This is a genomic window from Arthrobacter tecti (genome assembly GCF_054511355.1).
The window spans coordinates 87,352-106,951 of record NZ_JBTNCT010000003.1; the positions used below are offsets into that span (position 1 = coordinate 87,352).

General features: G+C 64.3%; 20 protein-coding genes. 19 read left to right on the forward strand and 1 reads right to left on the reverse strand.

Going from position 1 to position 19,600, the window contains the following annotated elements:
* Positions 1–76 precede the first annotated feature (76 nt).
* From ACX80C_RS05090 to ACX80C_RS05120, 7 genes are all read left to right on the forward strand, one after another.
* A complete protein-coding gene (locus tag ACX80C_RS05090; protein WP_459325184.1) occupies positions 77–1,183 on the forward strand; it encodes a YihY/virulence factor BrkB family protein in 1,107 nt (368 codons plus the stop codon).
* The gene (locus tag ACX80C_RS05095) at positions 1,180–1,587 is read left to right on the forward strand and encodes a four-helix bundle copper-binding protein (protein ID WP_459325185.1); all 408 of its coding nucleotides are present in this window, start codon (positions 1,180–1,182) and stop codon (positions 1,585–1,587) included. The genes ACX80C_RS05090 and ACX80C_RS05095 overlap by 4 nt, the downstream gene beginning before the upstream one ends.
* Before the next feature lie 104 nt (positions 1,588–1,691).
* A complete protein-coding gene (locus ACX80C_RS05100) occupies positions 1,692–2,687 on the forward strand; it encodes a glutathione S-transferase family protein (protein ID WP_459325187.1) in 996 nt (331 codons plus the stop codon).
* Positions 2,688–2,848: 161 nt separating this feature from the next.
* Positions 2,849–3,895, forward strand: coding sequence for a FecCD family ABC transporter permease (locus ACX80C_RS05105; RefSeq protein WP_459325188.1), 1,047 nt, complete (start codon positions 2,849–2,851; stop codon positions 3,893–3,895).
* Positions 3,892–4,950 carry a FecCD family ABC transporter permease gene (locus ACX80C_RS05110; RefSeq protein WP_459325189.1) on the forward strand — a complete coding sequence of 353 codons (1,059 nt, stop codon included), beginning with the start codon at positions 3,892–3,894 and terminating at the stop codon, positions 4,948–4,950. The genes ACX80C_RS05105 and ACX80C_RS05110 overlap by 4 nt, the downstream gene beginning before the upstream one ends.
* Position 4,951: 1 nt before the next feature.
* Positions 4,952–5,842: an ABC transporter ATP-binding protein gene (locus ACX80C_RS05115; RefSeq protein WP_459325190.1), complete on the forward strand. Its 891-nt coding sequence runs from the start codon at positions 4,952–4,954 to the stop codon at positions 5,840–5,842.
* A gap of 68 nt (positions 5,843–5,910) precedes the next feature.
* Positions 5,911–6,963, forward strand: a complete 1,053-nt coding sequence (locus ACX80C_RS05120; RefSeq protein WP_459325473.1) for a siderophore-interacting protein — start codon at positions 5,911–5,913, stop codon at positions 6,961–6,963.
* A gap of 103 nt (positions 6,964–7,066) precedes the next feature.
* Here ACX80C_RS05120 and ACX80C_RS05125 read toward each other — a convergent pair whose 3' ends face one another.
* Positions 7,067–8,056, reverse strand: coding sequence for a diacylglycerol/lipid kinase family protein (locus tag ACX80C_RS05125; RefSeq protein ID WP_459325191.1), 990 nt, complete (start codon positions 8,054–8,056; stop codon positions 7,067–7,069).
* 151 nt (positions 8,057–8,207) lie between these two features.
* Here ACX80C_RS05125 and ACX80C_RS05130 point away from each other — a divergent pair, with 151 nt between their 5' ends.
* From ACX80C_RS05130 to ACX80C_RS05185, 12 genes are all read left to right on the forward strand, one after another.
* Positions 8,208–8,423, forward strand: coding sequence for a hypothetical protein (locus ACX80C_RS05130; RefSeq protein WP_459325192.1), 216 nt, complete (start codon positions 8,208–8,210; stop codon positions 8,421–8,423).
* Between the two features lie 5 nt (positions 8,424–8,428).
* Positions 8,429–9,220, forward strand: a complete 792-nt coding sequence (locus ACX80C_RS05135; RefSeq protein WP_459325193.1) for an SGNH/GDSL hydrolase family protein — start codon at positions 8,429–8,431, stop codon at positions 9,218–9,220.
* Positions 9,221–9,418: 198 nt separating this feature from the next.
* Entirely contained in the window at positions 9,419–10,945 is a 1,527-nt protein-coding gene (locus ACX80C_RS05140; protein WP_459325474.1) for an MFS transporter, read from the forward strand.
* A gap of 36 nt (positions 10,946–10,981) precedes the next feature.
* Positions 10,982–11,479: a MarR family winged helix-turn-helix transcriptional regulator gene (locus tag ACX80C_RS05145; RefSeq protein ID WP_459325194.1), complete on the forward strand. Its 498-nt coding sequence runs from the start codon at positions 10,982–10,984 to the stop codon at positions 11,477–11,479.
* On the forward strand, positions 11,476–12,591 hold the full coding sequence (locus ACX80C_RS05150) for a glucose-1-phosphate adenylyltransferase family protein (RefSeq protein WP_459325195.1): 1,116 nt from the start codon (positions 11,476–11,478) through the stop codon (positions 12,589–12,591). Before ACX80C_RS05145 ends, ACX80C_RS05150 begins: the two co-directional genes overlap by 4 nt.
* A gap of 247 nt (positions 12,592–12,838) precedes the next feature.
* Positions 12,839–13,075, forward strand: coding sequence for a 50S ribosomal protein L28 (gene rpmB, locus ACX80C_RS05155; RefSeq protein ID WP_026545364.1), 237 nt, complete (start codon positions 12,839–12,841; stop codon positions 13,073–13,075).
* Complete coding sequence (gene rpmG, locus ACX80C_RS05160; RefSeq protein ID WP_019481734.1) at positions 13,075–13,242, forward strand: 50S ribosomal protein L33; 168 nt, start codon at positions 13,075–13,077, stop codon at positions 13,240–13,242. Before rpmB ends, rpmG begins: the two co-directional genes overlap by 1 nt.
* A 2-nt stretch (positions 13,243–13,244) precedes the next feature.
* Positions 13,245–13,550, forward strand: coding sequence for a 30S ribosomal protein S14 (rpsN, locus tag ACX80C_RS05165; RefSeq protein WP_026545363.1), 306 nt, complete (start codon positions 13,245–13,247; stop codon positions 13,548–13,550).
* 94 nt (positions 13,551–13,644) lie between these two features.
* Positions 13,645–14,811 (forward strand): MFS transporter, encoded by a 1,167-nt coding sequence (locus ACX80C_RS05170; protein WP_459325196.1) that lies wholly within the window; start codon positions 13,645–13,647, stop codon positions 14,809–14,811.
* Between the two features lie 152 nt (positions 14,812–14,963).
* Positions 14,964–15,254, forward strand: a complete 291-nt coding sequence (locus tag ACX80C_RS05175; protein WP_056544463.1) for an HU family DNA-binding protein — start codon at positions 14,964–14,966, stop codon at positions 15,252–15,254.
* Positions 15,255–15,356: 102 nt separating this feature from the next.
* Positions 15,357–17,513: a cytochrome c oxidase assembly protein gene (locus ACX80C_RS05180; RefSeq protein ID WP_459325198.1), complete on the forward strand. Its 2,157-nt coding sequence runs from the start codon at positions 15,357–15,359 to the stop codon at positions 17,511–17,513.
* The gene (locus tag ACX80C_RS05185; RefSeq protein WP_459325199.1) at positions 17,510–19,522 is read left to right on the forward strand and encodes an NHL domain-containing thioredoxin family protein; all 2,013 of its coding nucleotides are present in this window, start codon (positions 17,510–17,512) and stop codon (positions 19,520–19,522) included. The genes ACX80C_RS05180 and ACX80C_RS05185 overlap by 4 nt, the downstream gene beginning before the upstream one ends.
* Positions 19,523–19,600: the final 78 nt, after the last annotated feature.

Here is a 19,600-nt window from a genome sequence, read left to right on the forward strand (position 1 = left end):
CGCTCGACCACCCATTGCAATACTAAGTATCCTTATGGTTCGGTGGAAGAAGCGGATCCTGAACCGGAGGTGGAAGGTGAGCACAAAAGATCCAGCACAGGCGGATTCAGCGGAAGAGGCCACACAGGCCAAGGCGGCATCAAGTCCGCACCCGGATGATTCCCGAAAACCCGATACCCCAACCGATATCAAAAAGCCCGCGTGGGGATATGTCCTCAAACGCACAGTCAGCGAGTTCAGCCGTGACCAGTGCACGGACCTCGCCGCGGCGCTGACGTACTACGCAGTGCTGGCGATCTTCCCCGCGCTGCTGGCCCTCGTCTCCATCCTCGGATTCTTCGGGCAGGCTGAAGCGACAACGGATGCGGTGCTGAATATTCTCGCCAACGTCTCGCCCGATGCAGAGACCACGCTCCGGCAACCCATACAGCAGTTGGCGTCATCCGACGCCGCCGGTCTGACATTCGTCATCGGCATCCTTGGCGCCATCTGGTCCGCTTCGGGATTCGTTGGCGCTTTTGCCCGCGCAATGAACCGGATGTACGAGGTGGAAGAAGGGCGCCCCTTCTACAAGCTGCGCCCCGTGATGCTGCTGGTCACCGTCGTCGTGCTCCTTCTGGTGGTGTTGATGGCGCTGCTGCTGATCCTGTCCGGCCCGGTTGCGGAGGCGGTCGGTAACGCGATCGGTCTCGGCCCTACCGCCGTCATGATCTGGAACATCGCCAAGTGGCCGGTCATGGTGTTCTTCGCGGTGCTGATGATCGCCGTGCTCTACTACGCCGCACCCAACCTCAAGCAGCCCAAGTTCAAGTGGGTGAGCGTCGGTTCGCTGATCGCACTGGTCGTCCTGGCAATCACCACCGCAGGGTTCTCCCTCTACGTCGCGTTTTCGGACAGCTACCAGCGAACCTACGGGGCAATAGCGGGCATCATCATCTTCCTGCTGTGGCTCTGGCTGGCTAACCTGTCACTCCTCTTCGGTGCCGAGTTCGACGCCGAACTTGAGCGCGCACGCGAACTGCAGGCCGGTATCGAGGCGGAAGAAACCGTGCAGCTTCCCCCGCGGGACACCAAACAGGCGCGTAAAAAGCGGGACAAGCAGATAGAGCTCGTGGACAAAGGCCGCGAGCTGCGCCAGAAATACCGTCGCCAGAAGGAAAGTCGAGAAAGGATCAAACCATGACCCACATCGCAGACATGATCATCGCCCACCCAAGGCCGTCCGGACACCTGCAGGCGGGCGACCTCGCAGCAGCCATCGAAGCCTGCCTTGACTGCGTCGCCACCTGCGGCAGCTGTGCCGACGCCTGCCTGGGCGAGGAGAACATCGCCGATCTGCGCCATTGCATCCGGACCGACCAGGACTGCGCGGACATCTGCCTCGCTACTGTGCGAATGCTGCAGCGACAGGGCGGGCACCATCCCGGTGTGCTCAAGCCGCTCCTCGAAGCGTGCCTGCAGGCCTGCCGCAACTGTGCCGAGGAGTGCGAGCAGCACGCGTCCATGCACGATCACTGCCGGATCTGCGCCGAAGCATGCCGCCGCTGCGAAGCGGCCTGCCAGGCATTGCTTGAGAGCCTCGCTTAGGAGCCTAAGTAAGCGAACGACGACGGCGGCCGCCTCCCCAGGGCGGCCGCACCGCCGTCGGGCTTTATCAGCCTGTTGACAGTTCAAGAATCTAGGGTGTGAGCATGAGCGAATCCGAGCACAGCACCAAGGGTGCCTACGTGGACTCCGGCAAGGAGTTCAAGCGCGACACGAACTACATCGAGACCCGCATCACCCGGGACGGCGCGGACGGGTTCGCTGTTGAGCCGGGCAGGTATCGGCTCATCGCGGCGCGTGCCTGCCCGTGGGCCAACCGGTCGATCATCGTCCGCCGACTGCTGGGCCTGGAAGACGCCATCTCGCTCGGCACGCCCGGCCCTACGCACGACAAGCGGTCCTGGACTTTCGACCTGGATCCGGGCGGCAAGGATCCGGTGCTCGGAATCGAGCGGCTCCAGGACGCCTACTTCAAGCGCGACCCAGAGTACCCCCGCGGGATTACGGTGCCGGCAATCGTGGACGTGAACACCGGCGCGGTGGTCACCAACAACTACCCGCAGATCACGCTCGACCTCTCCACAGAGTGGACCGAGTACCACCGGGAAGGGGCCCCCGAGCTCTATCCTGAGGACCTGCGCGAGGAAATCGACACCGTGAACAAGCGGGTCTTCACGGAGATCAACAACGGCGTATACCGGTGCGGCTTCGCCGGATCCCAGGAAGCGTACGAGGACGCCTATGACCGCCTGTTCACCGCGATGGACTGGCTCGAAGAACGGCTGGCGGGCCAGCGTTACCTCGTGGGCGACACCATCACCGAGGCCGACGTGCGACTGTTCACTACACTGGTCCGGTTCGATCCGGTGTACCACGGACACTTCAAGTGCAACCGCAACAAGCTGACCGAGATGCCGGTGCTCTGGGGGTACGCCCGTGACCTGTTCCAGACCCCCGGGTTTGGCGACACCATCGATTTCGACCAGATCAAGAAGCACTATTACGTGGTGCACGAGGACATCAATCCCACCGGAATCGTTCCGAAGGGGCCCTCGCTTGAGAACTGGCACTCGGAGCACCAGCGGGAGCGCCTGGGCGGAAGCCCATTCGGACGCGGGACGCCGCCAAGCGCAGCACCGTAACCTCTGAACTTTCGTGCACGTCTGGCGGCTTCGAGGGCGGTGAACTCGCCGGAGGTGCACGAATCTTCCGAAGAAATAGAGTACAGAACCGTTTCTTAATGCCGCCCTGCATAGGCTAGCCTTACTTAAGTCCGAGCTCGACAGACTTGAAGGAGGCAGGCATGGCCATCGACGCCGCCTTCCCTCGGACCCTCGAAGCACGCGCCCGTAAGCGGCCCGGAGCGCGGGGACTGAAGCTGGCAATCGCGTCGCTCGTGCTCCTACTCGCAGCACTCGCATCGTTGGCAATCGGCGCCCGGCCCATCAGCATTGAGACTCTCTTCCAGGCACTCACGGCGTTCGACCCCGCTAACGGGGACCACGCCGTCGTACTCTCCCGTGTACCGCGAACCATTATCGGTCTCCTGGTGGGAGCGGCACTCGGACTCGCCGGTGCAGCGATGCAGGGCGTTGCACGCAACCCGCTCGCAGATCCAGGCATCCTGGGAGTCAACGCCGGCGCAGCGCTCGCCGTGGTAATCGGCATCTTCGTCTTTGGCGTCACCAACTTCACCGGCTACATCTGGTTCGCGTTCCTCGGCGCAACCGCCGCCGCAGTGCTGGTGTACGCCGTCGCCAGTCTCGGGCGCGACGGCGCCACACCGGTCAAACTCGCGCTCGCCGGTGCCGCGCTCTCGGCGGGCATGGTCTCGCTGCTCAACGCCGTGCTCGTCTCCAGCCAACAGACCTTCGACACCTTCCGCTTCTGGCAGGTCGGCTCGGTCTCCGCGCGCGGGTGGGAGGTCATCGGTCCGGTAATCCCGTTCCTCGCCGTTGGTTTCCTGCTCACGCTGCTCACCGGGAAGGTGCTCAACAGTCTTTCCCTCGGCGATGACATTGCCCGCGGACTAGGCCAGAACGTTGTCCTGGCTCGTGCGCTGACCGCCCTCGGCGTCGTCATCCTCTGTGGGGCAGCGACGGCGACTGCCGGCCCGATCGGCTTCGTCGGCCTGGTCATCCCGCACGTTGTCCGCGCCTTCACCGGCCCGGATTACCGCTGGATCCTGCCATTCTCAATGATCCTGGCGCCGGTCCTGCTGCTCGTCGCCGACATCATCGGCCGCGTCATTCTGCCCCCGGGCGAGGTGCAGGTGGGTATCGTCACCGCAGTCATCGGCGCCCCGGTCTTCATCTGGCTGGTACGACGCCGGAAGCTGGCACAGCTATGAATCTCACCAAAGCCCCCGTTGAGTGCTTGGATAATGGCGGAATACGCCTGCCAAAGCGCCATGATCTCAGCAGTCAACGCGCGGTCAAGATCAGTGCCCTCGTCTTCGTGATCATTGCCCTCAGCGCGGTCACCCTCCTGCTTGGCCGTTATACGGTCACCATCCCGGACTTCTTCCGCATCCTCGGCGGTGCCGACATTCCCGGCGCCAGTTTCATCGTGATGGAGAACCGGCTTCCCCGCGTCATCATCGGCGTGCTGATCGGAGCGGCGTTCGGGGTGGCCGGCGCAATCTTCCAGACCATGCTGCGTAACCCGCTCGCCAGCCCGGACATCATCGGCATCAGCTACGGCGCCAGCGCATCGGCGGTGTTCGCAATAGTGCTGCTCGGTGCATCCGGCCTGGTGCTCTCAGGATTCGCGATGATCGGTGCCCTCGCAGTAGCCCTGGCCATCTACTTCATCTCCCGACGCGGGGGAGTGGCCGGTTACCGGCTCATCCTCGTTGGAATCGGCTTCTCGGCGGTCCTCCAATCAGTGGTCAGCTTCCTGCTCACGCGAACCGACATCAACGTCGCCTCCGACGCACTGGTGTGGCTGAACGGATCACTGAACTCCAGCAACTGGGACCGCGTGAGCGTCCTGGCGCTCGCGCTGGTTGTCCTGGCGCCCGCCGTCGTCGTACTGTCCCGCTCGCTGCGTGGGCTGGAACTGGGCGACGACACCGCAGCCGGTCTCGGCGTCAACGTGGAACGTTCACGGCTCTCGCTCATTGTGACAGGTGTCCTGCTGGCGGCGGTTGCGACGGCGGCCGCCGGGCCGGTCTCCTTTATCGCTTTCCTCTCCGGGCCGATCGCGCGCAGGTTCCTGAACGGTCACCGCCCGTTGCTCACCGCGGGGCTGGTGGGTGCGGTGATCGTCCTGGGCGCGGATTTCACGGCCGCCAACCTGATTCCGGGCGTAACCCTCCCGGTGGGAGTGATCACGGGCGTGCTCGGTGCGCCGTTCCTGCTGTGGCTACTTGCAACATCCAACCGATCTGGCCAGGGAGGCTGACATGAGGTTGAACGCCAAGAATCTGACTCTCGCGTATGAGGACCGCCGCGTGGTCGAGGATCTCACGGTCGAGCTGCCCGAGGGCAAGGTCACCGTCATTGTCGGCGCCAACGCGTGCGGCAAGTCCACGCTGCTGCGCGGCCTCGCGCGGCTGCTCAAACCGGCGTCGGGCTCGGTATTGCTCGATGGAAAGAACATCCACTCCCTGTCCACCCGCGCCGTTGCCAAAACGCTTGGTCTGCTTCCGCAGACGCCCGTCGCACCGGACGGCATTGCCGTTTCCGATCTCGTGGGCCGGGGCCGCTACCCGCACCAGGGCTGGTTCCGGCAATGGAATCCCGACGACGACGCCGCTGTCGCCGCCGCGCTGCAGGCCACGGACACGCTGGAACTCGCGGGCCGGAACGTGGACGAGCTTTCGGGTGGCCAACGTCAGCGGGTCTGGATAGCGATGGCACTGGCCCAGCAGACCGACATTCTGTTGCTCGATGAGCCGACAACCTTCCTGGATGTCTCGCACCAGGTCGAGGTGCTTGACCTCATCACGGACCTGAACCGCCGCGCCGGAACCACAGTCGCGATCGTGCTGCATGATCTCAACCTCGCGGCACGGTACGCCGATCACCTGATCGCCATGAAGGGTGGACGCATTGTTGCGCAGGGCGCTCCCGCGGACGTGGTGACGGAGGAGACCGTCGGCGAGGTGTTCGGGCTGCAGTCCCGCGTCATCGGGGACCCCGTTTCAGGCACGCCCATGGTTGTGCCGATCGGCCGTCACCACTCAGCGTCCGAGCGCACAACCACAACAGAGACCAACCCGGAGCAGAACCCGGGTTTTTTAGCGAACCCCCAGGACGGGATTCGAGCACTGACCATGGAGGCAGCATCGTGACCGAAGTGAGCACAAGGCGCCAGGGGCGCACTGGATCCCGCGCCAGCACAACCACGGCCCAGGGGACGGTGTCGGCGATCAAGGCGTTCGACGTCGTCGTCAGCCAGGTTGAGCGCATCAGCGCGAACTTTCAGCGGATCACCTTCGGTGGAGCCTGCCTGGGGGACTTCGGTGTGCAGGGTTCCACGCTGGATCTCCGGATCAAGGTCATGATCCCGCCCGCAGGCAACGGGGGTGTGGACATCGGCGCACTGATGGCCGACGGCGGCAGCACCTGGTACCAGCAGTGGCTCGCCCTGGACCCGCAGGAGCGCGGTGACATGCGCACCTACACGGTCCGCGAATCGCGCTGTGACAGCCAGGTTCCGGAGTTGGACGTGGACTTCGTCATGCATTTCGACGCCGATGGCAAGGGCGGCCCGGCGTCGTCGTGGGCTGCCACTGCCGCACCGGGCGACCGGGTCTGGCTGATTGGCCCCAACGTACACGCCGCGACGTGCGCAACGGCCGGTGCCTACGGCGGCATCGAGTGGCGTCCGGGTCTGGCGCAGAACGTCCTGCTGGCCGGCGACGAGACAGCCGTTCCGGCGATCAGCGCCATCCTCGAATCGCTGCCGGAAGACATTGCAGGCCATGCTTTCCTCGAGGTGCCTGACAGTTCGGACATCCAGGACATCCAGACGCCCTCCGGCGTCGGCATCAGCTGGCTGGTGCGCAGCGGCCGTCCGCACGGTGAACTGCTCGACGCCGCCGTCCGCCAGACGATCAAGGTTCCGGGTTGGGTGTCCCTCTCGGCGCCGTTCCGAGTCGCTCTCGGCGCGGATACGCCTACGGCCCAGGCGCTGAGCGCTGCGGCAGGCGGAGCTGCAGGGCCGGAGCCCGAAGAGATCGACATCGACAAGACGATCCTCTGGGAAACTCCCCAACTGCTCGACGCCGCTGCCCTCGACGGTTCACTGAATCCGGACAAGCCATCCGGCGCGCTGCCGTTCTACGCCTGGATTGCCGGGGAGGCCGCCGTCGTCCGTGGACTGCGCCGGTACCTGGTGCGGGACGTGGGCATTGACCGCAAGCAGGTTGCGTTCATGGGGTACTGGCGGCAAGGTAAGGCCGAGCTGTAGGCGGTCCTGTCTCCCGAAGACTAAGCAGGCCTGCACCTAATCGCGTGGCGGTGGCTAGGAACCGTCGAAGACCTGCACGTAATCGCGAGGCCGGAACCAGGCTTTACGGCTCGGGGTTCATGAGGATCGCCGGGTCCTTCTTGCCGTAGGGCATACGCAGTTTCAGCGAGTTCGGCTCCACGCGGAAGGCCATGTGCCTGCCCCTGCCCAGGGCGTCGCCGTCGAGCTGGATCTCCAGTGGCGTGTCCACCTCAACTTCGGCCTCCTTGCACTGGAAGTACTCGAGTGAGGGGTCCTTGCCCTTGCCGCGCGCCACCAGTTTCCCGAGCACCGCGAACCAGCCGAAGGCTCCGCTCGGCGCGACGGTCATGATGTCCAGCAGCCCGTCGTCGATCTTCGCGCCAGGGAAGATTTCCAGGCCGCCCATGATCTTTCCGCAATTGCCGCCCATCACGCTGCGGAGGCGGCGCGTCATGCGCTTCCCGCCGTCAAGCGTGATCTTCACCTTCGACGGCTTGCCCTGCAGGTTGCGGATACCGGCGTCGACATAGGCAAGCCAGCCCACCTTGTCCTTCAGGTCATCCCGGGTGTCGGCCATGATCGACGCATCGAAACCCAGTCCGGCCATCACCAGGAAGACGTGGGCGTCCTGGGCCCGGTCCACGTTCACATAGACGACGTCCACCTGCCGCTCCGTACCGGTCAAAGCCGCCTCGACCGCCGAGCGCGGATCGTCAACGTCGATGTCGAGGTTGCGGGCCAACAGGTTGCCGGTGCCGAGCGGGAGCAAGCCGAGGGCCGTCGTCGTACCCGCAAGTTCCTCGGCTATGCACCGTACGGTGCCGTCGCCGCCGGCGGCGATAACGACGTCGACCCCCGCCTTGAGTGCCTCCTGCGCCTGGCCGTGACCCGGGTCATCCTCCGTAGTCTCCAGGATCAACGGTTCATCCCAGCCCTCGGAAGCGCTCAGTTCCGCGACAATGCCGCGGATGTCTTGCTCGGTGGGTTTGACCGGGTTGAGGATCAGGGCGGCGCGCTTGCGGCCTGATCCCGGCTGTGATTCTGCTTGTGGCTCCGGCAGGGATTCGGGCATGCTGATCTCCTCACGAGGTGCGATTCGTAACCGAGCTTAGCGTCTGCGCAGGCCGCGTGTGCCGTGCGCCCCCGCCGACTATGCTGGTTGGGCGAAAGCAGCGTCCCGGTACTCATCGGATGCCCGTAGGAATCGCCGTATAGGAGGAGTCATGACGAAGGATCAGAAGCCGGCCGACGAGGCCGCGCAGGAAGGCAACGATCTCGGCGGTTCGCCAACCTTCCCCAACCCGCCCTCAGCCCAGCCAACCGGCGATCCGGCTGGGTTCAACGGCTCGTTCGGCGAGACTGAGCACCACACCCAGCACGAGTACGACGCCGGGAACCAGGGCCCGAAAGAGGACGGCGACAAGGACGAGGAGAACTAGGCCTGGTGGAGTACACCCAACGGTATGTCGCGCTCGGCGATTCATTCAGTGAGGGCGTAGGGGACTGGGATACCGGGTGCCCCAACGGTGTGCGCGGCTGGGCTGACCGTGTGGCGGAGCAGCTGATCCTCGCCGACCCGTCCTGGGGGTACGCCAACCTGGCCATCCGCGGCCGCAAGATGCGGCAGATCCTGACCGAGCAGGTCGACGCCGCGCTGAAGCTGCAGCCCACCCTGGTCACCATCTATGCGGGCGCCAATGACATCCTTCGGCCCTCCATCGACCTGGACGCGCTGATGGCGGAGTACGACGCCGGCATCGCGCGGCTGCGCGGGTCCGGTGCCGCTGTGGTCCTGTTCACAGGGTTCGATTCCGTGAAGTCAGCCGTGTTCGGCAAGACCCGCGGGCGGACCGCGATCTACAACGAACTGGTGCGTGAGATCGCGGACCGCCACGACGCCGAGATTGCCGATTACTGGCGGATGCGCGAGTTCCAGAACTGGGACTACTGGGACGTGGACCGGATGCATATGGCCACTGCCGGTCACACCCTGATGGCGGCGCGGGTCCTGGAGGTGCTGAAGTCGGCGCACAGTATCGAGGTGCCCGAACTCGACACGCGGCCGGCTCGCTCACGCCTGGCGCAGATCAAGGAAGATGCTGTGTGGGCACGGGAATACCTCGCCCCCTGGGTGGGGCGGAGGCTCCGCAGGCAATCCTCTGGCGACGCGCTGACGGCGAAGTACCCGCAGCTGGTTCAACCCGTGTGGAAACCGGCCACCCGCAGCGCGGTGTGAGGAATAACATAGCGACGCGTGCGCTCCGCGTCGTCATGGGGATGCGCAGGGTTTGAACCGGGGCACGGAGCACTGATTCCGGCGGTCCATTCGGATTCGTGAGGCTATTTCACTAAAATTGAAGGTCTGTTTTGCGGGCGATGACCCGCGATGGATCTCGGTTCCAAGCAAATGACCTCACGAAAGGCCCAGATGCCCATGGACAACCACTATTCCACCAAGACGGCAAAGGGCGGATCCGCCCGGCGCTTCGGGAAGCGCAAGCTCGCCGTCGACGACATTCAGGTAGTTGAGAAACCAACGCTCCGGAAGGCGGTCGGCGGCACCGTCGTGGGAAACACGATGGAGTGGTACGACGTCGGCGTCTTCGGATACCTCGCCGTCACCATGGGTGCGGTGTTCCTGCCGCAGGCCGATCCCGCAGTCCAGTTGCTGTTTGCCCTCGGCACCTTTGCGGTGACGTTCATCTTCCGCCCGCTGGGCGGTGTTGTCTTCGGTTACATCGGCGACAAGATCGGCAGGCAGAAAACCCTCGCCTGGACACTGATCATGATGGCGGCCTCAACCTTCGCCATCGGCTTGCTGCCGGATTACGCGGCGATCGGGTTCCTGGCACCGGCGCTCCTGGTGTTCCTGAAGATCCTGCAGGGCTTCTCCACGGGTGGCGAATACGCCGGCGCCACGACCTTCGTCAGCGAGTACGCACCGGATAAGCGCCGCGGATTCCTGGCGAGCATCCTCGACCTGGGCAGCTACCTGGGCTTCGCTGTCGGCGCCGTTGTGGTCTCGATCCTGCAGGTCACCCTCGGTCAGGACACCATGGAGGCCTGGGCCTGGCGCATTCCGTTCCTGATCGCCGGCCCGCTTGGCCTGATTGCCATCTACTTCCGGATGAAGATCGAGGAGTCACCGGCGTTCCAGGCAACGCTCGACGCCCAGGAGGAGGGCGCCAAGGAAGCCCAGACCAACGACGACGCCGTCTCGCACGGCCCGCTCGGAATCTTCCGCCGCTACTGGCGCGGCATCGTCATCGCGATGCTGCTGGTCGCCGCGGCGAACACGGTCGGCTACGCGCTGACCTCCTACATGCCGTCCTACCTGACCAGCGTCCTCGATTATGATCCGCTGCAGGGGACCGTCCTCACCATTCCGGTCCTGGTGGTCATGGCGTTGTGCATTCCGCTTGCGGGCCGTCTTTCGGACCGCATTGGACGCCGTCCCGTTCTCTGGATCGGTTCCGGAAGCACCATTGTCTTTGCAATTCCGGCGTTCCTTCTGCTCCAGGTCGGAGCAGTCTGGTCCACCCTGCTCGGGCTTGCCCTGGTGGCGTTCCCTGTTACCTTCTATGTCTCGATCCTCGCGTCGTCGCTGCCCGCCCTTTTCCCAACCGCCAGCCGGTACGGGGCCATGGGTATCGCCTACAACTTCGCGGTTGCGATCTTCGGCGGCACCGCGCCGTTCATCATGCAGGGTCTTGTGGATCTGACCGGCAATGACATGATGCCCGCCTACTATCTGGTGGCCACATCGGTTGTCGGCGCGGTGACGGTGTACTTCATGAAGGAGTCCGCCCGTAAGCCGATGCCTGGTTCCATGCCCTCGGTGGACACGGAGTCTGAGGCAAAGGCGCTGGTGGCCAACCAGCACGAAAACGACCTGCTGGACTACTCGGAGCTGCCGCTTGACCTGGAGGCTGACGGCGAGCGCAAACCGGCAGGCGTCTGAGACGGACCGCGCGCCTTTTATGCCAGAATGACCGGTATGACAGGCGCGCGGTGGTTGGGTCCAGCGGAACGGCAAGCTTGGCTCGCTCTCTATGCGGTTGCCACCATGCTGCCGGGGACGCTGGATGCTGATCTAAACAGGCGCGCCAAGATCACGCTGTTCGACTATCACGTGCTCGCCATGCTCTCCGAAGCGGGAGACCATACCCTTCCCATGAGTGAACTGGCGGGGCGTTCGAACGCATCGCTGTCCCGGCTGAGCCATGTGGTCACCAAGCTTGAGGGCAGGGGCTGGGTCAGGCGAAGCCAGAGCACCCGGGATCTGCGTGTCACCACGGCCACCATCACAGGGGAGGGCCTGCGGAACCTTCAGCTTCTCGCCGTGGACCACGTGGAATATGTGCGCCAACTGGTGTTCGATGCGCTTGACGAGAGGGACGTGATTGATCTGGAAAGGATCGGGAAGAAGATCCTCGCCCGCCTGGATGAGACGCACTGGATCCTCCAGCAGTCGGCGCCGGTGGTCTCGGTGTGAAGACGCCGTCCATCCTGGCCATCATTCTTGCAGGCGGCAGTGGAGGGCGCCTGGGGTCGCTGACCGACAGGAAGGCCAAACCCGTTGTCCCGGTGGGCGGAACGTACCGCCTGATCGACATTCCTCTGTCCAACCTCCACCACAGCCACATTTCCGATGTCTGGGTGGTGGAGCAGTACCAGCCCAAGTCCATCAACGACCACCTGGCCAACGGCCGGCCCTGGGACCTTGACCGGACCAACGGCGGACTTCGGGTGCTTCCGCCTTTCGAGGGCGAGCACGGTGAAGGTTTCGCCGAGGGAAACGCTGACGGGCTGTACCGTCAGGCCGAGTTCATCCGCGAATTTGACCCGGACCTGGTCCTTGTCCTCAGCGCGGACCACCTTTACCAGCTCGATTACCGCGACGTGGTGAAGACCCACCAGGACACCGGCGCTGTGCTCACCATGGTGGCCAAACAGTACGACGGCGATGCCTCCGCACACGGTGTCCTCGAGTCTGCGGACGGCCTGGTTACCGGTTTCGAGTACAAACCGGAGAAGCCGCGGACGGACATTGTGGCCGCTGAGATTTTCCTTTACTCGGCGGATGTGCTGCTGGACACGCTGCAGGAGTTGCACGAGCGGGAGGGTCAGCTTGAGGACTACGGCGATCAGTTGATTCCGCATCTGGTGGAGCACTTCACGGTTGCCGAGCACAGGCTCGATACCTACTGGCTGGATCTTGGCACACCCGAAAACTATCACCGGGCGCATATGGACCTGTTGGACGGCCGCGGCCTGCCCTTTGACGATCCCCGCTGGCCTATACTCAGTGCCAGCCCGAGGCGTCTTCCCGCCTTCGTCGGGGAGAGCGCCCGGATCGGTTCGAGCCTCGTTTCTCCCGGTGCGCGGGTTGACGGGACGGTGACCCACAGTGTTATCGGACCCGATGCCGTTGTGGAGGAGGGCGCCGTCGTCGTCGATTCTGTGTTGCTGGACCGGGTGAGGATCTCATCCGGTGCCGAGGTGCGTTCGGCGATCGTTGATACAGCGGCGGTTCTTCCGGCAGGTTTCCGTGGGGGCGAACCCGGGGTTGTGACTGTGGTCGACGCCGACGGCGTGCCAGAGTAGCCTGATTCGATTGGTCTTAAACCGTGCCACCTCCTAGAATGGAGGGGCATCAGATGGCGAAGCGTGCGCAATTGCTCCGGTTTTCAGGTTTATTCTTCCTGCGGCCGGTAGTTAGGGGCTCAGGTTGCGCAGGATAGCGCGTCTCCCCGGCGGTCTTACGGACAGTCATTACAGGGCGTCACTGATGGCATTCCATGGCAGGTAGCACTGTCTGCTACTTGCTTTATTCAATCTTTGGAGGATCGTCATGGCAGCTCACTGCCAAGTGACTGGAGCCGAGCCGGGCTTTGGGCACAGCATTTCGCACTCGCACCGCCGCACCAAGCGCCGGTTCGACCCGAACATTCAGAAGAAGCGCTACTGGGTACCGTCCCTGCGCCGCAACGTAACGCTGCAGGTTTCGGCCCGCGGCATCAAGACCATCGACGTCCGCGGTATTGACGCCGTGGTCGCTGAGATCCAGGCGCGGGGAGTGAAGCTCTAATGGCGAAGGACAAGGACGTACGTCCGATCATCAAGCTGAAGTCCACGGCCGGTACCGGGTACACCTACGTGACCCGCAAGAACCGCCGGAATGACCCGGACCGCATGGTCCTCATGAAGTACGATCCCAAGATCCGCAAGCACGTCGAATTCCGAGAGGAGCGCTAAACATGGCTAAGAAGTCAAAGATTGCTCGTAACGAGCAGCGCAAGGTCATCGTTGAGCGCTACGCGGCCAAGCGCCTCGAACTCAAGAAGACCCTTGTGGATGAGAACGCAACCGATGAGGCTCGTGAAGCTGCACGGCTCGGCCTGCAGAAGCTTCCCCGCAACGCTTCGCCGGTTCGCCTTCGCAACCGCGACCAGATTGACGGGCGCCCCCGCGGCACCCTCCAGAAGTTCGGCATCTCGCGTGTCCGCTTCCGCGACATGGCTCACCGTGGCGAACTGCCCGGCGTAACCAAGTCCAGCTGGTAAGCATTTAGTTTCACACTGGAGCGGCGACTCTCACGGGTCGCCGCTTCAGTCATTTAACGCCTCAGGCAAAACAGGTCCGCTGAAAGGACGCACGTTGACCAACCAGACCGTGCTCCGCCCGCCCCTGCTGCTGCTATCCGCGGGCGGTTTCCTCGCGGTCGCCACAGAGGTTCTCCCCATCGGTCTCCTGCCCCTGATGGCCGCGGACCTCGGCGTATCCGAATCATCAGTGGGCCTACTCGTGTCCGCTTACGCCGCCGTGGTTGTGCTCGCATCTATTCCGTTGAACGCCTGGACAAGTGGGGTTTCCCGCCGGCCGCTGCTGATAGGACTCCTGGCCGGTTACGGTGCCAGCAATTTCATGGTCTGCCTGGCCGAGAGCTACGCGTTCGCGCTGGCTGGAAGACTGCTCGCCGGTGCCTGTCACGCACTGTTCTTTGCCGTGGTGTTCGGTTACGCGTCCAGGCTCGCGCCGGCCGGACGCCTGGGCGCTGTGATTGCCCTGGTGAATGGTGGAAACGCGCTTGCGATCGCGGGCGGGGTGCCGCTGAGCACCTGGGTGGGATCGACCATCGGTTGGCGGTGGGCCTTCGCGGCCGCAGCCCTGCTATCCCTGATCCTCGCCGCCGGTGCCGCGCGGATCATGCCGCCGCTGGCTGGGTCAACTGTTTCAGGGGGTGCGCAGTTACGCGCTGCGCTGGCTGAGCCGGCACTTCGCAGAGTGATTGTGGCGGTGGTGATACTGATGAGTGCGCAGTTTGCCCTGTACACGTTCGTCACGCCACTGCTCCTCCAGGCAGGTTTCACGGAGAGCTCCGTGGGCATGGCGCTGCTGGCCTACGGTGCCGCCGGCGTGCTGGGCCTCATTGCGCTCGGCCGTTTCACGGATGCCAACCTCCGCCGCGCCCTCCTGGTGTCGATCGGGGTGATGACGGGCGCCGTCGTCGTTATTGCGCTCTTAGGCGGAGCGCCCGGGTGGACACTGGTCCTGGTGGTGGTGTGGGGAGTGTTCTACGGACCGGTGCCGTCCTATGTGCAGACCGCGGCGATGAACGCCTCGCCCGAACACCCGGACACTGTTGCGGCGATCCACAACTCGACCTTCAACATCGGGATCAGCGCGGGTGCGTTCATCAGGGCGCAGGTGGTGATCGGTTCTCCTCCATCCGGCATCGCGTATGTCACGGCAGCGCTGATGCTGGTGGCGTTCTTGGTGGTGTTGACCGGCTTCCGGACCGGATTTCCCCGTAGAATCCGCTGATTTCCGGGGAATTTGACCGGTTTTTGCTGTGAAAGGCCGTAATTCGCGCCAATCTGCGGGACTTTGGGGTTGAAGCTGGTAGGTTTTCCTCCAGAAGCTTCGCCATCAAGGTGGGGTTCTGCAATATCCGGACGAGTCCAGGAGGACACACATTGGCTAAGAAAGAGACCAAGAACCGCAGCGAACTGGTTGCAGAGGTAGCAGCAAAGGCTGACACCAGCCAGACTGCCGTGAACAGCGTGCTTGACGCCCTGTTCGACGTTCTCGCTTCCTCTGCCAAGAACGACGTCAAGGTCACCATCCCCGGCTGGCTTGCCGTTGAGCGCACCGAGCGTGCAGCTCGCACCGGCCGCAACCCGCAGACCGGCGAGACCATTGAAATCGCAGCAGGCAGCAGCGTCAAGCTGACTGCAGGCTCCAAGCTCAAGGCTGCCGTCAAGTAGGTTTCCTTCATCGAAGGCCGTCACCTGTCGGGTGGCGGCCTTCGCTGGTTAATGGGTGTGGCGTCCCACGTTAGTTGGCCGTTGTTCTACTGGGGGTAGACAATGGAAAGCGTGGCCACAACAACCAAGCAATCGAAGCCAGGCAGCGCAGGCACAGCACGCTGGCCAGGGGTCAAACCTGTCTGGCTGATTGTTGCCGGCGCCCTCGTGATCGTTGCGGTGGTCGCCGCGCTCACATTCTCCGGCGCGGCAGCTCCCCGGCAGCTCGGTGACCCGGGTGCGCTGACCCGCTGGGGTCTTCCACTGTCCAAGGCCGTGCACAACGTGTCAGTTGCCGCCGTCATCGGTTCATTGATCTTTGCGGTGATTATCCTGCCGAGGCAGGCAGGTAAGCCGGGCCGCAACAGCCGGGACCCGGAGGAACCCGAGCATCCAGCCTTCGCACGGACCATGGCGCTGGCTTCGGGAGCAGCGGTTACCTGGACGCTGGCGGCCCTGGCCGTACTGGTGCTCACCTATTCGGACGCTGCTGGCCTTCCCCTGAGCAGTGACGCCGCATATACACAGGGACTGGCCTCCTACCTCACTGACTTCGACACCGGGCGCGCGTGGCTGTCCACGACCATGATCGCGGCCGTCGTCGCAACCATGACGTTCGGGGCCCGCTCCAGCATCTGGCTGGCCCTCACAACGGTTCTCGCCATCGGCGGACTGATGCCGATGTCGCTGATCGGTCACTCGGCCAGCGGTGACGACCACAACGCCGCCGTCAACTCGATCGCGCTGCACCTCGTCGGTGTCTGCCTGTGGGTGGGCGGGATCATTGTTCTCGCGGTGATCGGCGGAAAGCTGGGCACGCAGACCTCCACGGTCCTGAAGCGCTTCTCGGCCCTGGCCGGATTTGCGTTTGCGCTCGTGTTCCTCTCGGGCATCATCAACGCGAGTCTGCGCATCGGCAACCTCTCCCAGCTGAGCTCCGAGTGGGGCCTGCTCGTGACCTTCAAGGCTATCGCCACCATCCTTCTTGGCGGGATCGGCCTCATGCACCGGCAGTGGATCATCCCGCAACTGGACACCAACATGTCCGCGCGGCGCGTGCTGTGGCAACTCATCGCCGTCGAACTGGCCATCATGGGAGCTGTCTCGGGTGTCGCCGTCGCACTCGCACGGACGGCGCCGCCCCGCTCCGAAGAACTCCAGCCCGACGCCACTCCCGCCCGCATCCTGACCGGGTACGAACTTCCGCCGGAACCGACGGCGATGCGCTGGCTCACGGAGTGGCGCCCCGACTGGCTGTGGATTGCTTTCGCCGTGACTGTGGCCGTCGCCTACGTCCTCGGCATGGTCAAACTCCGGCAGCGCGGCGATTCGTGGCCGGTGCTGCGGCTGGTCTGCTGGCTCATCGGCCTAATAGCGCTCACGTACTTCACCTCCGGCGCTCCCGCGATCTACGGCATGGTGCTGTTCAGCGCCCACATGATCGATCACATGGCCCTCACCATGGTGGTTCCCCTCTTCCTGGTGCTCGGAGCCCCGGTCACCCTCGCGCTGAAGGCCCTGGTCCCACGCCGGGACGGTACCCGGGGTATCCGTGAGTGGATCCTGGTCATCGTGCATTCGCGTTTCTCCGTGATCGTCACGCACCCCCTTTTTGCGGCAGCGAACTTCGCCGGATCCATCGTGGTGTTCTACTACTCGCCGCTCTTCGGCTTCGCCTTGCGCGAGCACGTTGGCCACGAGCTGATGAACCTGCATTTCCTGCTGACCGGTTACATCTTCGTCCTGACGATGATCGGCACGGATCCCATTCCCCGACGCGCCGCGTACCCGCTCCGATTGCTGCTGTTGTTTGCCACGATGGCTTTCCACGCCTTCTTCGGCGTGGCGCTGACCGGCAGCACCTCGTTGCTCCAGGCCTCCTGGTTCGGCAACATGGGCAGGGAATGGGGGCCGTCCGCGATCGAGGACCAGCAGATCGGCGGAGCCGTGACCTGGGGGATCGGCGAGGTGCCGACGCTCCTGCTTGCGATCGGCGTCGCCATCATGTGGTCTCGCAGCGACACACGGGAGTCCCGGCGCAAGGACCGCGCGGCTGACCGGAATAACGACGCCGAGCTTGTTGCTTACAACGACATGTTTGCCTCGCTCGCCGCACGCGACGAGTCGGGACCGGCCCGGACGGACGCCCGACGGCAAGCGGAAGCAGGCCGGTCAGCGAAATCCGGACCGCACAATCCATCGACAGGAGATCCTGAATGACCGAAACCCCGCTCCGCGTCGGCTACCGGGTCCGTGCCTCCGAACTTGTCGGACGCAACTGGCTCAATACCGGCGGCAAGCAGCTCCAGCTTGAGGACCTGCGGGGCAAGATCGTTCTTCTGGACTTCTGGACTTTCTGCTGCATCAACTGCCTGCACGTCCTGGATGAGCTCCGCCCACTCGAGGAGAAGTATGCGGATGTCTTCGTCACGGTCGGTGTCCACTCGCCCAAGTTTGAACATGAAGCAGACCCCGTGGCCCTCGCCGCTGCCGTGGAGCGCTACGAGATCCATCACCCGGTCCTGGACGATCCTGACCTCACCACCTGGCAGGCATACACGGCCCGCGCCTGGCCAACGCTCGTGGTCATCGATCCCGAGGGCTATATCGTGGCGCACCTGTCCGGTGAGGGCCACGCAGCCGGGCTTGAGTCGCTGGTCGAGGAACTGGTAGCCGAGCACGAAGCCAAGGGCACGCTGCATCGTGGCGACGGCCCATACGTACCCGCCGAACCTTCTGCCGGCGACCTTCGGTTTCCCGGCAAGGTACTCGCGCTGCCGTCAAGCGGCACGTTCCTGGTCGGCGACAGCGGACACCACCGGCTGGTCGAGCTCGAAGCCGATCTGACCACGGTCCGCCGCACCATCGGATCCGGCACACGTGGCTTCGCGGACGGCAGCGCTGAAGAAGCCCAGTTCAACGAACCGCAGGGGCTGGCGCTCCTGCCGGCCCAGGTGGCCCGGAGGGTGGGGTACGACGTCGTTCTCGCGGACACCGTCAACCACCGGCTGCGCGGTGTGGCGCTGGAAAGTGGCACCGTGCGGACCATCGCCGGAAACGGCGTCCAACGGTTGCTGGATGCGGAAAACCAGGTGAAGGCCCGCCCGGTCGAGTTGCAGGAAACTTCCCACGATCTCGGCGGTGAAGCATCCGCTGAAATTCCCGACGACGCCGCGCCCCGCCTTGAAGACACCCATCTGGGCCTGGACGCAGTGAATATCTCCCTTTCTTCACCCTGGGACGTGGTGTGGTCCACCACCCTGCAGCGCATTGTCGTGGCGATGGCAGGTACGCACCAGATCTTCACCGTTGACCCGGCGAGCGGCTCTGTGGACATCCTCGCAGGTACCGGGCTGGAGGGACTGCTCGACGGCGATTCCACCGCAGCCTGGTTCGCCCAGTCCTCGGGTCTCACCGAAGACGACCACGGCAACCTGTGGATCGCCGATTCCGAAACGTCGGCTGTACGGGTACTGAGCTTCCTCACGGTCAACGGCCGTAACCGCACCCAGGTGCAGACCGCCATCGGTACCGGGCTGTTCGACTTCGGGTTCCGGGACGGCGAGGCCGGCCAGGCACGCCTGCAGCATCCCCTGGGCGTGACGGCGCTCCCGGACGGATCAATCGCCATCGCCGATACGTACAACGGTGCGGTACGGCGCTACGATCCTGCCACCCGGCAGGTTTCCACGCTGATGCGCGGACTTTCGGAGCCCTCCGACGTGCTGGTGGATACGGCTCCGGTGGAATCCGGCGGCGAACCGCTGCTCATTGTGGTTGAGACCAACAAGCACCAGTTGGTCCGTCTGCCCATCCCCAAGGAAGCGCTCGCCGTCGATGAGGGTGCGTCGCAGACGCAACGGCCGAAGACCGCCGTCGTACCCGGCGATTTTGCGGTCACAGTTCGATTCAGTGCGCCGAAGGGCCAGAAGCTCGACGACCGGTGGGGCGATCCGACCCAGCTGAAGGTCTCCTCCTCGCCGGAGTCGCTGCTGGTTTCCGGCGGTGGCACCGGTATGGGCCTTCAGCGGCAGCTTGTCCTGTCCGGTGACGTGCCCGAGGGCGTCCTGCACATCACGGCGCGGGCCGCAGCGTGTGACGGCGAACCGGGCGGAGAGATCCCCGATCATGCCGCATGCCACCTGTATCAACAGGACTGGGGCATTCCGGTGACGCTCAGTGCCGACGGCGAAACGGAACTGACGCTCGACCTCCGCGGCCTGGACTGAGGCTGCTGGAGGAAGGCTGCCGTCCCGATGGCCCCGCCGCGAGCGAAGCGAGCATTGGGAGCCAGGTAGGCGCTAGCG